This is a genomic window from Kordiimonas marina (assembly GCF_023006325.1).
Lineage (GTDB): Bacteria > Pseudomonadota > Alphaproteobacteria > Sphingomonadales > Kordiimonadaceae > Kordiimonas > Kordiimonas marina.
In genome coordinates, this window is the sequence record NZ_JAINDF010000002.1 from 157443 (window position 1) to 172619 (window position 15177).

Sequence of the window (15177 nt, forward strand, 5' to 3'; positions counted from 1 at the left end):
AATTTTTCGAAATTTCCCAACGCAATTGGGTTCCAATAGTGAGAAGGCTGACAGTGAAAACCTAATTTTCTATAAAAATCCCATCACTTAAAATAGTGGGGAAACCGAGACATCATATTTTGGAAAACTACGTACAACCTGAAGCGCCTACGCTGCAGAGAAAATAGGGGAACCATGCCCCTTATTATCTGGCAAAGACCAAGGATTTTCATCGTATTTTTATGTGTCGTTTAGTCTGGCCGATTGAATCTAATTCACATCAGATAGTTGTAAGGGCTTGCTCCATCATACCGTGAAGTTTCCGTACGCTGGCTCACGTGCCAAGCCAGATAAGATGCGTTTTGGATTGCTCAGGCGCAGCAAGTTGAAGATCTATCGCAGCCTGGGTATGAAAGTGGATGGTGAAAGTGGGGCACCAAATTTATGGCCACCTCCAGAGTACCTGTATTTCATGATTCTGAGGATATGCTCCCGGGCTATCTTATGCTGTTTCCTCACAGGTTCAGTGTCGGGGGGGACACGGTATAAATCTATAGATGTATAATTAAAGAAATTCCCGCAATCTGGTGCTCTGCTCCAAGGGGACCAGATCGGCAAGGCTGTATCGGTCAAGCGTGTCAAAGAAGCTGCCGAGCGCCTCATTCAGGACGCCCTTAAGCCGGCAGGCTGGGGTGATGACGCACCTGTTGCCAGCACCGAAGCATTCGACGAGCGGGGTTCCCTGCTCGATCTCCCGCACCAGCTTGCCGATATTGATATTTTCCGGGCGGTCCGCGAGCGCGAGGCCGCTCCTGTTTGTGGGGCTGGGTCAGGCCTTGTTCAAGAGCACGACCTTGCTGGTTAAAGAACGCCCGGCCGTATGGGCAGCCAGTCCACCAGCGTTCCGGCGGGCAAACAATCCGTTCCTTCGGGCAAGATGAGCCAGGCGTTACTGGCGGCAAACGGCCGTGTCTGGAAGGACTGCTGGCATGTATCCGGCGTGGCGGACACCATGCCATCGTCATCGACGCTTACAGTCCCCATCAGGAAGGCTGTCTTATCGGCAGGGCCTTTGCAATCGGCGGCCAGCCGCGCCTTCCGGGGAGCTTCCGGCGTATCGCCGGTGAGCGCGCGCACGAAAGGATAGACAAAGACGCGGAGCGCGAGCGCGGTCGAAATGGGGTTGCCGGGGAGGCCGAAAAAATAGCGGCCATCGGGCAGGACCGCGAACAGCACCGGTTTGGCGGGCTTGATCCGCGCTTTATGGAAGATGATGTCGGCGCCCATGTCTTCCAGCACGGGCCGGACGAAATCATACTGACCAGCGGAAATGCCCCCGGTGGAGAGAATAATATCCGGACCCTGGTCGAGCGCCTTTTCAAGGGCTGCCGCAAAATCTTGCGGCGTATCTCGGACAGTCATTGCGCCTTTGATTTCCATCCCGAGCTCGGGCAGGTGCCGTTCGCCATAATGCCGCGTGGCGTTGTAGATATGGCCGGGTAAAAGGGGCGTGTCGAAATCGTCGGTAATTTCCTGGCCGGTCGAAATCCAGAAGGCCGAGGGCGCCTGATAGACCGGCACCCGGCCCAACCCGACCGCGCTCAGGAGCGGGATATGCGCGCTGGTCAAGCGGGTTCCTGCGGCCAGCAAGGGCTTTCCGGCCTCAATATCCTGACCGACGCGGCGGACATGCTGGAAGGCGGGATAAGGCGCCGTGAAGGTTAGCTCTTCATGATTCCAGCTGGCGGCTTCGACCGGCAGGACCGTGTCGGCGCCTTCGGGCAAGGGCGCGCCGGTCATGATCTTGACGGCGGTACCGGGATGAAGGTGTGACAGCTCGGCACTGTCACCGGCGATACTGGCGCCCGCAACGCGCAACACAATGGGGGATTCTGCTGTCGCACCCGCAACATTTTCGGCGCTGAAGGCGAAACCGTCCATGGCCGAATTGTCGAAGCTCGGAACCGAGATGGGTGCGGCAAGGAACCGGGCCAGCACCTTGCCGACGGCATCAGCGGGGGACAGATTCACGAATGGAAGGGGCCGCGCCTCGCCGAGCAGGATATCGAGGGCGTGATCATAGCCGATCATGCTTCTGTTTACATGGCAGCAGTCAGGCATCGTAAATCTCCCCATCCGTGGCGGAGCGGGGTTTTCGGTCCCGCCGGATATCGACCTGAAAGGCCACTTCCAGGTCTCCGATCGTTGTCTGAAGGCCTTCGCGCGTGGTGCGTTCGATAAGCTCCGACGCGATCATGTGACGGGGGACCGTGAGATTGAGGCCGTCGAGCTGCATCTCGGCTTCCGCTGTGGCGGCGACGGTCCAGCGCAGCGATGTCATGCCCGGCGGTGTGAATTCGGCCGCGAGCTCTCGCCCCATGACCAGGGCGGTGGCCTCGGCGCGGGCAAGCTTGAACAGGATTCTCTTTTCTTCAAGGCGCAGTTTCACCGGATTTTCCTCCTCTAGCCGCCGATGGCGGAAAGGTTGCGGGTCATGCCGGTCACACCGTCGGCGAGCCTGTGACCCGCTGTCTTGCGGCGGACGGCTGCGATAAGGCGGTCCCGGAACTCGGTCATCTGGTCGTCGGACTGAAGCCACTGGCGCATGGGAATGCCGAAATCACCGAACAGACACAGATGCAGTTTGCCGAGGCTTGAAAAACGAAGGCGGTTGCAACTGGCGCAGAAATCCTTGGAATAAGGCGCGATCAGACCCACGCTGCCTTTGAAATCCGGATGGACGAAATCATTAGCCGGGCCGGCATCCGCAGCCTTCAGCTTCGGCGTCCAGCCCCCGGCCGCGAGTTTTCCGGTGATAACATCGGCGTCAATATGATGGTCGCGGAAGAAAGCGGCATGGTCGCCGGTTTCCATGAGCTCAATGAAGCGCACATCAAGCGGCCTGTCCTTGGCGAGCGCAAGAAAGCCATCGATCTCATGGTCATTGACCCCCTTCATCAGGACGGCGTTCAGCTTGACGGTTTCGAAACCGGCCTCAAAGGCAGCGTCGATACCGCGCATCACTTCGAGGCAGCGGTCATGCCCGGTGATGGCATGGAAGGTTGCGGGGTCGAGGCTGTCGAGGCTGACATTAAGGGCCCTGATACCGGCAGTCGCCCAGGTTTGTGCGCGCTTTTCCAGCCGGTAGCCATTGGTGGTGAGCGCCAGCTTCTGGATGCCGGGCACGGCGGCAATGGTTTCGGCGATGGCGTCGAAATCCGGCCGGATCGTTGGCTCGCCACCGGTGAGACGGATTTTCGTAAGCCCGAGCGACGCAAACACTGTCGCCGCGCGCCGAAGCTCATCCAGCGTCAGTGGTCCCGGCCCCGCGCATTTTTTAAACCCGTCCGGCAGGCAGTAGCTGCAGCGGAAATTGCAGGCCTCGGTGAGCGAGAGCCTGAGATAGCGAAATGTCCGGCCGAAGCCATCCTCAAGCTGCACAAGCGGTCTCCTTTCCAAATACGAGAGGCCGGTCCGTTTCCGGTTCCGACCCGGCAGCCGTTCGGCTGCGGCCTGACCGCCCTATCCTTTGTTCCCTTGCGGGGGACGTAGGCGGCCAGGCTTCGGAGCTCAGCAGTCTGAGAGAATCAGTAACCCGGCGGAGAAGGGACCAGCTTGATTGAGATCAAGCGTCTGTTCAGGTCCCGGTCAGAATTTCGATATCGCCATATTCGGGGTGCGGGCAGGCGTCGTCGCCGACGCGCGGACATTGGCTGGCGAGATCGGCATCGCAGAAGCCGCACAGGGCGTAGGCATCCGGCATCTTGAGCCGGTCGCTTTCGACCTCGAACCCGTCGTTACGAAACTTCTGCAGCGTGCGCGAGAATGTTTCCGGCCGCATATCAAGATAGGCGGCAATGATGGATTTCTCATACGGCAGGTGGATGGTCATATCCGGGCTTTTCTGGTTGATCGCCAGCCGGAGCAGGAACCAGCCCACGCGTTCCTGCACAGTACGGAGCCGCGATAGTTCAATCTGCTGCACCAGGCGCTGGGAACGGAGCGAAACGGCATTGAGCATATTGACCGCAAGCCGCGGATTGGAATGCAGGCGCTGGCGGATGATCGGCGCCGGGATGGACAGCAGAAGCGCCCGTTCGACCACCTGGGCGTTCACGGGTGCGGGCACGTTGAGGAAGACGGCGGACTCGAGAAGCGTTTCGCCAGCGCCAAGCATCTGCAGGATCGCCTCCTCGCCGCTTTCGAGGCCGTTATAGACCTTCACCCAGCCTTCGAGAACGATATAGAGACGAGGCGCAGGCTCGTCGCGCAGGAACAGGAGCTTGTCCTTGCCGTATTCGCGTACCTGGGCGAAGCTCAGGAGCTCATCCAGTTCATTGTCTTCAAGGCCCGAGAAGGTCGGCAACGATTTCAGGAACGGCCGGAAATGACCGACATGGCTGATCATCGCCCTGGTTTGACCCGTTGATGCCGCTTCCTTTAGTCCTGCGCCGCAGAGTGTCTCGACCAGGCGTGCCTCGACCGTGTGCAGGCAGTCGATCATGCGGGTCAGGAGGTCGTACCAGGTTTCCCCTGAATAGCGCTCGACCTCATGGGGCGGGGCGCCTTCTTCCAGAAGCGTGTTGATGTCCTTGAGGGCATCCATGTCGCGGTCTTTCACCACGTCCTGAAGGAGCGCAATCTGTGACGGCGACGCCAGGGCCTTGAAGGTTTCGAAATAGGTTTTCTGTTCCGCGATCAGGGCGACGAACCGGTCGCAGAATTCCTGGTTTCGGAAGGCGAAAGTATGGAACCCGCGGGCGCCGAGCGCGCGTTCCATCCCGACGCGCTCCTTCCATTGCAGGAAATTGGCGTAAGCCGAAACCAGTGCGGAGTTGTGCCCAGGTTCACGTTGCGCCAGCTCGATCATGGCATCGATCGTCGGGACGGTCAGGCTGAAGGTATAGCTGTTGAGCGCTTGGGTGTAGCGGACGGACAAGAGCCTGATCTTGTCACGAAGCTTGCCGATGTCGTCATACTTTACGAAGAGATATTTGAGCCGACCGGCGAACCCTGACGGCAACACGGCCATGACATCTTCGCGCGCCTGAAAGGCGCGCAGATCTTCGACCGCAGCATCGACAGCCTGATTCTGGTCCTGAAAGCGCTCCGCAAACACTTTTCCCAGGCTATCCAGGAAAAGCCCTGCACAGCCGCGCTCGCGCTGGATTTGATGAACCACTTCCCCCAGCTTGTGCAGAAGCTCCTGCACCAGCTTGGTTTTTTCCGTCGTTGCTTCCATTTCTGTGTCTTCCCTGTCCAAGAAGGTGAGCCACGAGCAAAGGCCGGTGCAACTCCCCACCTTCGGACGTCCTTCTTGTCTACGTCCCTGCCTTGCTCACCCGGCTTACAGAGAAAAGTCCGCAAAACCCTTGATATGGATCAAACGAGCACCAGCCCCTTCCAGCAATGATGCGGTCAATCTTGGAGTCGAATCTTTGTCAGGAGGCAAATGTGACAACCGAACCGGCAACCCTTGGAGAGAAGCGACAGGCCCTTACGGCCAGTACGCTCGCCTTCACCGTCTGCTTCGCCGTCTGGACGATCTTTTCCATCATCGGGATCAAGATCAAAAGCCAGCTCGGCCTTAACGACACCGAATTCGGCCTTCTGGTCGCAACCCCCGTGCTCACCGGCTCCTTGAGCCGATTGTTCCTCGGTATCTGGTCTGACCAATATGGCGGACGCATCGTCTATGTCAGCCAGATGCTGTTCACGGCCGTGGCGGCTTTCCTGCTGACCAAGGTCACAAGCTACGAAATGTTCCTCCTCGCCGCGCTCGGTGTCGGTTTCGCCGGTGGCAGTTTCGCGGTCGGCGTCGCTTATGTCTCGCGCTGGTACCCGAAAGAGCAACAGGGCACGGCCCTTGGTATCTTCGGCATGGGTAACGTCGGCGCGGCCGTCACCAACTTCGGTGCTCCCTTCCTTTTGGCGGCCATGGGCGGTCGGTGGCAAGGTGTCGCCCAAGTCTATTCGATCATACTGGCGATCACGGCGGTGCTGTTCTTCGTGTTGACCAAGGATGACCCGGTTCACGCGGCCAACAAGGCGTCCGGTCACAAGCATCCGGGCTTCTTCGAACAGCTTGAGCCTCTGAAGAACCTGCAGGTCTGGCGCTTTTCGCTCTATTACTTCTTCGTCTTCGGTGGCTATGTCGCCTTGGCCCTGTGGCTGCCGCGCTACTATGTCGGCGCCTATGGGCTGGACCTGAAGACCGCCGGTATGCTGGCGGCGGCCTATGCCCTGCCGGGCAGCATCTTCCGGGCCCTAGGCGGCTGGCTGTCCGATAAATATGGCGCCCGGACGGTGATGTACTGGACCTTCATCGCAGCTGTGATCTGCACCTTCATCATGTCCTACCCGGCCACCGACTATACGGTCGCCGGCATCAAGGGCCCGATCGCCTTCAACATCACCATCCCCTTGGGGGTCTTCGTGGGCCTCACCATCGTGCTCGGCTTCTTCATGTCGCTCGGCAAGGCGGCCGTCTACAAGCATATCCCGGTCTATTACCCGAACCATGTCGGCTCGGTCGGCGGCACCGTTGGCCTGATCGGCGGCTTGGGCGGCTTCTTCCTGCCTGTGACCTTCGGGATCATGAACGATGTCATCGGCGTCTGGACCAGCTGCTTCATGCTGATGACCATACTGGTCGCCCTCGCCCTTACCTGGATGCATTTCGCCATCCGGCGGCTTGAAAAGAGACGCATCCCCGAACTGCGCGGACCGCGCAATCTGCCCGAACTCGAAGGCCTCAAAGGCTAGGTCCATGGGCCCCGCAAGCGCGGGGTCCCATACCCGGAGAAAAACAATGCATGACACTAACGCAAAAACCGAGCTCAAAATTACGGGCCATGACATCAGGGGCTGGAACCCGGATGACGATGCCCAGTGGGAAGCCCAGGGCAAGAAGATCGCGACCCGCAATCTGTGGATTTCGATCCCGTCGCTCCTGTGCGGTTTCGCGGTCTGGCTTTACTGGGGCATCATCACGGTTCAGATGCTGAACCTGGGCTTCCCCTTCAGCCAGGGACAGTTGTTCACCCTCTCGGCGATCGCCGGCCTGTCGGGAGCGACGCTTCGTATCCCCAGCAGCTTCTTCATCCGGATCGCGGGCGGGCGCTATACCATCTTCCTGACCACTGCACTCCTGATGATCCCGGCTGCGGGCACCGGCTTCCTGCTTCAGGATCCGAACACGCCCCTGTGGCAGTTCCAGCTGATGGCGCTCCTCAGCGGCTTCGGCGGCGGTAACTTCGCATCCTCCATGTCGAACATCAGCTTCTTCTATCCGAAGAAGGTGCAGGGCTATGCCCTCGGCATGAACGCGGGCCTCGGCAACTTCGGTGTCACCACCATGCAGATTGTCGTGCCGCTCGTGATGACCTTCGCGCTGTTCGGCGGCGCGGGCCGGGTGCTCAAGAACACGTCAGGCACACTGATCGGCAAAATTCCGGCGGGGACGGAGACCTATATCTTCAACGCCGGTTGGGTCTGGCTGTTGTTCCTGGTGCCGCTGGCCTTCGCCGGCTGGTTCGGCATGAACAATATCCGGGATGAGCATGTCTCGCCCGATGCCGGTGCGGCGCTACCTGCCTTCGGCAAAATCCTCGGTATGCTCGGGATCGGCCTCGCCACAGCGGCCTTCGGCCTGTGGCTGATGCTGCCGGCCGCCATCGGCGGCTCCGGGCTCGAACTCAACAAATGGATCGTCCTGCCGATCGTGATTGCGCTCACGCTCCTCTTGATGAAGCTGATCCCGGGCAAGATCCAGGCGAACCTGAAGCGCCAGTTCCAGATTTTCGACAACAAGCACACCTGGGCCATGACCATCATCTATACGATGACCTTCGGCTCCTTCATCGGCTTCTCGGCCGCCCTGCCGCTCGCCATCAAGGTGGTGTTCGGCTACCAGCACCTGATGGTGGACGGCGCCATGACCCACACGACCGTCAACCCCAACGGTCCGTCGGCTCTGATGTTCGCCTGGATGGGCCCGTTCATCGGCGCGCTCATTCGCCCGATCGGCGGCATGTGGGCCGACAAGATGGGTGGGGCCAAAGTGACCCAGATCATCAGTGTCGTCATGGTCGCTTCTGCGCTCGGCGTCGCCTACTTCATGAAGGCGGCTTACGGCTCCGCGACCCCGGAACAGTTCTTCTATCCGTTCCTGGTGCTGTTCATCATCCTGTTCGCGGCCACCGGCATCGGCAACGGCTCGACCTTCCGCACCATTGCCATGGTGTTCAACAAGGAACAGGCGGGTCCCGTGCTCGGCTGGACCTCGGCGGTGGCAGCCTATGGCGCCTTCATCATCCCCAAGGTGTTCGGTGAAGAGATCAAGGCCACCACGCCTGAGTATGCCCTCTATGGCTTCGCGGTCTTCTACACCGTCTGTGTCCTGATCAACTGGTGGTTCTACCTGCGCAAGAACGCCTACGTGAAAAACCCTTGAGCGCAGCCTGAGATAACGGAGACAAACCATGAGTAACTTTATCGACAGGCTCAGCTACCTGACGCAAACGCCGGAGACCTTCTCGAACGGGCACGGCATCACCACCGACGAAAGCCGGACCTGGGAACGCGGCTACCGCGGCCGCTGGGCGCACGACAAGGTCGTACGTTCCACCCACGGGGTCAATTGCACGGGCTCGTGCAGCTGGAAAATCTACGTCAAGAACGGCCTGGTCACCTGGGAAACCCAGCAGACGGATTATCCGAAAACCCGGACCGACCTGCCGAACCATGAACCGCGCGGTTGTGCCCGGGGCGCCAGCTACAGCTGGTATCTCTATAGCGCCGCCCGGCTCAAATACCCGATGATCCGCAGCCGCCTTCTCGAGCTCTGGCGCAAGGCCAAGGCCGAGCATGGCGACCCGGTCGACGCCTGGGGCAGCATCGTCTCCGACCCCAAAAAGGCGCGGGAATACAAGAAAGTCCGCGGTCTCGGCGGGTTCGTGCGCGCCGACTGGGATGAGGTCAACGAAATCATCGCCGCCAACAATATCTATACCGCCAAGGAATTCGGCCCCGACCGGATCATCGGCTTCTCGCCGATCCCGGCCATGTCGATGGTCTCCTACGCCGCCGGCAGCCGCTACCTGTCGCTGATCGGTGGTGTGTGCATGTCCTTCTATGACTGGTACTGCGACCTGCCGCCTTCTTCGCCGCAGACCTGGGGCGAACAGACGGACGTGCCCGAAAGCGCCGACTGGTACAATTCGGGCTATATCATCGCCTGGGGCTCCAACGTGCCGCAGACCCGCACGCCCGACGCTCACTTCTTCACCGAAGTCCGCTACAAGGGCACCAAAACCGTGTCGGTGACGCCGGATTATTCCGAGGTTGCCAAGCTGACTGACATCTGGCTCAACCCGCGCCAGGGCACGGACAGCGCCATGGCCATGGCCATGGGCCATGTGGTGCTCAAGGAATTCCACGTTGCCGGCAAGTCGGAATATTTCGACGACTATTGCCGCATGTATACCGACATGCCGTTCCTGGTCCGGCTCGATGAGCGCGACGACAAGCTGATCCCGGCCCGCCTGCTCAGGGCGTCCGACTTCGCGGATGGCCTCGGTGAAAGCGAGAACGCAGACTGGAAAGCCACCATCCTGGACGGCAACACCGGCAAGATCTGCGTGCCCAACGGCACTATCGGCTCGCGCTGGGACAAGTCCAAGAAATGGAACCTTGAGCTCAAGAATGTCGCCGATGGCAGCGATGTCTGGCCGAGGGTGTCGCTGGAGAAGGTGGTCGATACCATCGAAGCGGTTGCTTTCCCTTATTTCGGCAATCTGGAGCATGAGCAGCCGATCTTCCAGCATACCGACCACGAAAGCGTCCTGGAGCGTAACATTCCGGTCAAGACGATCGAGACCAAGGACGGCCCCGTGAAGGTGGCCACGGTCTATGACCTGATGGTTGCCAACTATGGCGTCGACCGTGGCTTCGGTGGCGGCAATGTCGCTGCGTCCTATGACGACGATGTGCCCTACACCCCGGCCTGGCAGGAGAAGATTACCGGCGTGCCCAGGGACCGGGTTATCCAGGTTGCGCGCGAGTTCGCCACCAATGCCGACCAGACCCGGGGCCGCTCGATGGTCATTCTCGGCGCTGCCGTCAACCACTGGTACCATATGGACATGATCTACCGCGGCATCATCAACCTCCTGGTGATGTGCGGCTGTATCGGCAAATCCGGCGGTGGCTGGGCCCACTATGTCGGCCAGGAAAAGCTCCGCCCGCAGACCGGCTGGCTGCCGCTCGCGTTCGGGCTCGATTGGTCCCGCCCACCCCGGCAGATGAACTCCACCAGCTTCTTCTATAACCACTCCAACCAGTGGCGCTATGAGAAGCTCAGTGTCGATGAAATTCTGTCGCCGCTGGCTGATAAGGAAAAATGGGAAAACATCACGCTTCTCGACTGCAACGTGCGTTCTGAACGCATGGGCTGGCTGCCGTCGGCCCCACAGCTAAACGTCAATCCTCTTAAGGTGGGGGCCGACGCAGCCGAGGCCGGCCAGAAGGCAAGCGACTATGTGGTGGCAGGCCTCAAGGCCGGCACCATCGGATTTGCCTGCGAGGACCCGGACGACCCGAAAAACTTCCCGCGCACCATGTTCATCTGGCGCTCGAACATCCTCGGGTCTTCCGGTAAGGGCCACGAATATATGCTGAAGCACCTTCTGGGGACCCAGCATGGCCTTCTCGGCAAGGACCTGGGCGAAACCGGGGGCCAGAAACCCAGTGAGGTGGTCTGGCACGATGAAGCGCCTGAAGGTAAACTGGACCTGGTGGTCACGCTTGACTTCCGCATGTCCACCACCTGTGTTTACTCGGACATCGTGCTGCCCTCTGCCACTTGGTACGAGAAGAACGACCTCAACACGTCCGACATGCACCCTTTCATCCATCCGCTGACCCGCGCGGTCGACCCGGCGTGGGAAAGCCGCAGCGACTGGGACATCTACCGTGGCCTTGCCGAGAAATTCTCGGCCCTGTGCGACGGTCACCTGGGGATGGAGCGCGACGTGGTTACCCTGCCGATCCTGCATGACACGCCGGGTGAAATGGCCCAGGCGCTTGATGTCCGGGACTGGAAGAAGGGCGAATGCGACGCTATCCCCGGCAAGACCATGCCGGCGATCGTCGAGGTGGTCCGGGATTACCCGAGCACCTACAAGCGCTTCACGGCCCTTGGGCCGCTCCTTGGCAAGCTTGGCAACGGCGGCAAAGGCATCAACTGGAACACCGACGACGAGATAGAGCTCCTGGGCCGTCTCAACGGCACGCATATGGAACCTGGTGCCAATGAAGGGATGCCCAAAATCGTGACCGACATTGACGCGGCCGAAGTGGTGCTTTCTCTGGCGCCGGAGACCAACGGTCATGTCGCTGTCAAATCCTGGGCGGCGCTGGGGAACGTCACGGGGCGTGAGCACACGCATCTGGCGCGGCCGAAGGAAGATGAGAAAATCCGCTTCCATGACATCAAGGCGCAGCCTCGGAAAATTATCAGTTCGCCGACCTGGTCCGGGCTTGAGGACGAGCATGTCAGCTACAACGCCGGTTATACCAACGTCCATGAACTGATCCCCTGGCGGACGCTCACCGGCCGTCAGCAATTCTATCAGGACCATGCATGGATGCGTGATTTCGGCGAGGGCTTCTGCGTCTACAAGCCGCCGGTCAATACCAAAACCATCGCACCGGTGATCGACAAGTTCGCCCGCGGCCACAAACAGGTGACCCTGAACTGGATCACGCCGCACCAGAAATGGGGCATCCACTCCACCTATTCCGACAACCTTCTGATGCTGACGCTGAACCGGGGTGGCCCGGTGGTGTGGGTTTCGGAAATCGACGCCCGCAAGATCGACGTCAAGGACAACGACTGGATCGAACTTTACAACACCAACGGCGCCATCATGGCGCGGGCGGTGGTGAGCCAGCGTGTCCCCGAGGGCATGACCATGATGTATCACGCCCAGGAAAAAACCATCAACACGCCGGTCTCTAACACCACGGGCGGCCGCGGCGGCATCCATAACTCGGTCACGCGGGCGGTGGTCAAGCCGACCCACATGATCGGCGGCTATGCCCAGCTTTCCTACGGCTTCAACTATTACGGCACGGTTGGCTCTAACCGGGACGAGTTCGTGGTCGTACGCAAGGTCGACAATATCCAGTGGGGCGAAGAAGCCGCCACGACGGCAGCCGAGTAGGAGCAAGAGACATGAAAATACGTGCACAAATCGGCATGGTCCTGAACCTCGACAAATGTATCGGCTGCCATACCTGTTCGGTAACCTGCAAGAACGTCTGGACCAGCCGCGAAGGCGTTGAATATGCCTGGTTCAACAATGTTGAATCCAAGCCGGGCGTCGGCTACCCGCGCGACTGGGAAAACCAGAAGCGCTGGAACGGCGGCTGGGAGCGCAAGGCCAACGGCAAGATCCAGCCCAAGCTTGGTGGCAAGTTCCGCCTGTTGGCCAAGATTTTCGCCAACCCGGACCTGCCGGAGATCGACGATTATTACGAGCCCTTCACCTTCGACTATGCCCATCTTCAGAACAGCCCGGAGGTAAAAACCCCGCCGACCGCGCGGGCGCATTCCATTATCACCGGGCAGAAGATGGAGAAGCCGGAATGGGGCCCCAACTGGGAAGAAATCCTGGGCGGCGAGTTCGAGAAACGCAGCCAGGATTATAACTTCCAGGGCGTCGAGAAGGAGATTTACGGCCAGTTCGAAAATACCTTCCTGATGTATCTGCCGCGCTTGTGCGAACACTGTCTGAACCCGACCTGCGTGGCCTCGTGCCCGTCGGGCGCCATCTACAAACGCGAGGAAGACGGTATCGTCCTGATCGATCAGGACAAATGCCGCGGCTGGCGCATGTGCGTGTCCGGTTGCCCCTACAAGAAGATTTACTTCAACTGGCAATCCGGCAAGTCGGAGAAATGCACCTTCTGCTACCCGCGGATCGAGAACGGCGACCCGACGGTGTGCTCGGAAACCTGCGTCGGTCGTATCCGCTATCTGGGTGTATTGCTCTATGACGCCGACCGGATCGAGGAAGCCGCCTCCACCGAGGATGAGCAGAATCTCTATGATGCCCAGTGCGGCGTGTTCCTGAACCCGCACGACCCTGAGGTGATCAAGCAGGCCAAAGCGGACGGCGTGCCGGACAGCTGGATCAGTGCTGCCCAGCGGTCGCCGGTCTATAAGATGGCGATGGAATGGAAAGTGGCCTTCCCGCTGCACCCGGAATACCGGACGCTGCCGATGGTCTGGTACATCCCGCCGCTGTCGCCGATCCAGAGCGCCTACAATGAAGGCAAGATCGCGGGCGATGACATCATGCCGGATGTGAAAAACCTGCGCATTCCGGTCAAATATCTCGCCAACATGCTCACGGCGGGTAAGGAAGAGCCGGTGGTCCATGCGCTGGAGCGTATGCTGGCGATGCGCAGCTATATGCGCGGCAAAAGCATCGGTGGCCAAGGCAATGTGGATGTGCTCGACCGGGTCGGTCTCGATGAGGCCACGGTCGCGGATATGTACAAGATCATGGCGCTGGCCGACTATGATGACCGCTTCGTGATCCCGACCAACCACCGGGAATATGCCGGCAAAACCCCATTCGACAATGACATCGCCTTCGAAAGCAAGGCCGCTTGCGGCTTCAGCTTCGGCAATGGCTGTGCGTCGTCGGCACGGTCCGGCGGCCTGTTCGGTGGCCCGACCCACCATAACACCATGAACGGCAAAGCCGGCGACGTAAGGAGATCATGATGAAAAGCCTCAAGATACTCGGCCTTCTGCTGGCCTACCCGACCGATGAGCTTAAGGCTCATGCGGGCGATCTTCGGGCGGTTCTTGAAGACGAAGCCTTGGTGCCAGCGAAAATTCGCCGCCGCCTGGATGCTTTCATCGGTGAGATCGGCCGCCGGAATATTCTTAATCTGCAGGAAGAGTATGTCCGTCTGTTCGACCGTAGCCGGGCTCACTCGTTCTATTTGTTCGAGCATGTACATGGCGAAAGCCGGGACCGCGGCCAGGCCATGGTTGACCTGACGGACCTTTATAAGCGCCATGGTTTTACGCTCGCCGCGCGCGAACTGCCGGACTATCTGCCCTTGTTCCTGGAATTCCTGTCGGTCCTACCGTTCGAGGAAGCGCAGGAGCTTCTGGGCGAAACCGCCCATATCCTCGCCGCTATAGGCGCCAAACTGAAGGCGAAGAAAAGCGGCTATGCCCATGTGTTCGCAGCCCTGGAAGCGCTCACGGGTGTCGAAGTCGACCCGCGCTTTGTCGAACAGGCGGTCGAAGAGGCGAAGAGCGAGGACACCAGCCTCGAAGCACTCGACAAGCAGTGGGAGGAAACCCCCGCTTTTGACGGTGCGGGTACCCCCGCAGCCTGTGGGGTCTGCCCCCAGGCGACGCATCATCTGGCCAACACCGCCCCGACCGGGGCGGACCATCAACAAAGTCAGCAATAGGAGGGCCGAGCCATGACATATCTCAATGATTTCTTCTTCGGCATCTATCCCTATATCGCCATCGTCGTCATGGTGGGAGGGTCGATCCTCCGCTATGATCAGGACCCCTATACCTGGAAGGCGAGCTCAAGCCAGCTTTTGAGCCGGCGGGGTGTGCGTGTCGGCAGCAACCTGTTCCATGTTGGTATCCTGCTTCTCTTCATGGGGCATTTCGTCGGGCTTCTGACCCCTGAAGCGCTCTATGAATGGGTGATCACGCCGGCGGCGAAACAAAAGCTCGCCATGATCGCGGGCGGCATTTTCGGGACGCTCTGCTTTATTGGCATGACCATCCTGATCATCCGTCGGCTGTTTGACCCGCGTATCCGCGCCACCAGCCGGCCGGCCGATATCCTGATCCTCCTGATCCTCTATGTGCAGCTGATCCTCGGGCTCGGCACCATTCCGTTTTCGGCGGAACATGCTGACGGTAGTTCGATGATCGCGCTCGCCGAATGGGCCCAGCATATCGTTACCTTCCGGTCTGGGGCTGCGGCTTACGTGCTGCATGAGCCGGTCGTGTTCAAACTGCATATCGTGCTGGGGCTCACTATCTTCCTTCTGTTCCCCTTCACCCGGCTCGTCCATATCCTGTCGGCCCCGGTCAAATACCTGTTCCGGTCCGGCTACCAGATCGTCCGCAGGAGGGCCTGA

The 15177-nt window shown here is 59.8% G+C and carries 10 protein-coding genes, 1 pseudogene and 1 riboswitch; of the genes and pseudogenes, 6 read left to right on the forward strand and 5 right to left on the reverse strand.

The window, feature by feature from the left end; genetic code table 11:
• Positions 1–544 precede the first annotated feature (544 nt).
• From K6118_RS17485 to K6118_RS03815, 5 genes and pseudogenes are all read right to left on the reverse strand, one after another.
• Positions 545–778 (reverse strand): annotated as a pseudogene (locus tag K6118_RS17485) (RrF2 family transcriptional regulator); the annotation flags it as partial.
• Between the two features lie 62 nt (positions 779–840).
• Positions 841–2100: a molybdopterin molybdotransferase MoeA gene (locus tag K6118_RS03800; RefSeq protein WP_247118888.1), complete on the reverse strand. Its 1260-nt coding sequence runs from the start codon at positions 2098–2100 to the stop codon at positions 841–843.
• Positions 2093–2428 carry a hypothetical protein gene (locus K6118_RS03805; protein ID WP_247118889.1) on the reverse strand — a complete coding sequence of 112 codons (336 nt, stop codon included), beginning with the start codon at positions 2426–2428 and terminating at the stop codon, positions 2093–2095. Before K6118_RS03805 ends, K6118_RS03800 begins: the two co-directional genes overlap by 8 nt.
• 14 nt (positions 2429–2442) lie before the next feature.
• Entirely contained in the window at positions 2443–3420 is a 978-nt protein-coding gene (gene moaA, locus K6118_RS03810; RefSeq protein ID WP_247118890.1) for a GTP 3',8-cyclase MoaA, read from the reverse strand.
• A riboswitch (molybdenum cofactor riboswitch) is annotated at positions 3412–3560 on the reverse strand. (Overlaps the previous gene by 9 nt.)
• Positions 3561–3616: 56 nt before the next feature.
• Positions 3617–5221, reverse strand: a complete 1605-nt coding sequence (locus K6118_RS03815) for a nitrate- and nitrite sensing domain-containing protein (RefSeq protein ID WP_247118891.1) — start codon at positions 5219–5221, stop codon at positions 3617–3619.
• A gap of 170 nt (positions 5222–5391) precedes the next feature.
• Here K6118_RS03815 and K6118_RS03820 point away from each other — a divergent pair, with 170 nt between their 5' ends.
• The 6 genes from K6118_RS03820 to narI are packed head-to-tail and all read left to right on the forward strand — an operon-like array spanning position 5392 to position 15177.
• A complete protein-coding gene (locus K6118_RS03820; RefSeq protein WP_281500627.1) occupies positions 5392–6744 on the forward strand; it encodes an MFS transporter in 1353 nt (450 codons plus the stop codon).
• Positions 6745–6790: 46 nt separating this feature from the next.
• On the forward strand, positions 6791–8434 hold the full coding sequence (locus K6118_RS03825) for an MFS transporter (protein ID WP_247118893.1): 1644 nt from the start codon (positions 6791–6793) through the stop codon (positions 8432–8434).
• A 28-nt stretch (positions 8435–8462) separates the two neighbouring features.
• Entirely contained in the window at positions 8463–12206 is a 3744-nt protein-coding gene (locus K6118_RS03830; protein ID WP_247118894.1) for a nitrate reductase subunit alpha, read from the forward strand.
• Positions 12207–12217: 11 nt separating this feature from the next.
• Entirely contained in the window at positions 12218–13777 is a 1560-nt protein-coding gene (gene narH, locus K6118_RS03835) for a nitrate reductase subunit beta (RefSeq protein ID WP_247118895.1), read from the forward strand.
• A complete protein-coding gene (gene narJ, locus K6118_RS03840; protein WP_247118896.1) occupies positions 13774–14484 on the forward strand; it encodes a nitrate reductase molybdenum cofactor assembly chaperone in 711 nt (236 codons plus the stop codon). The genes narH and narJ overlap by 4 nt, the downstream gene beginning before the upstream one ends.
• Positions 14485–14496: 12 nt before the next feature.
• A complete protein-coding gene (narI, locus tag K6118_RS03845; protein WP_247118897.1) occupies positions 14497–15177 on the forward strand; it encodes a respiratory nitrate reductase subunit gamma in 681 nt (226 codons plus the stop codon).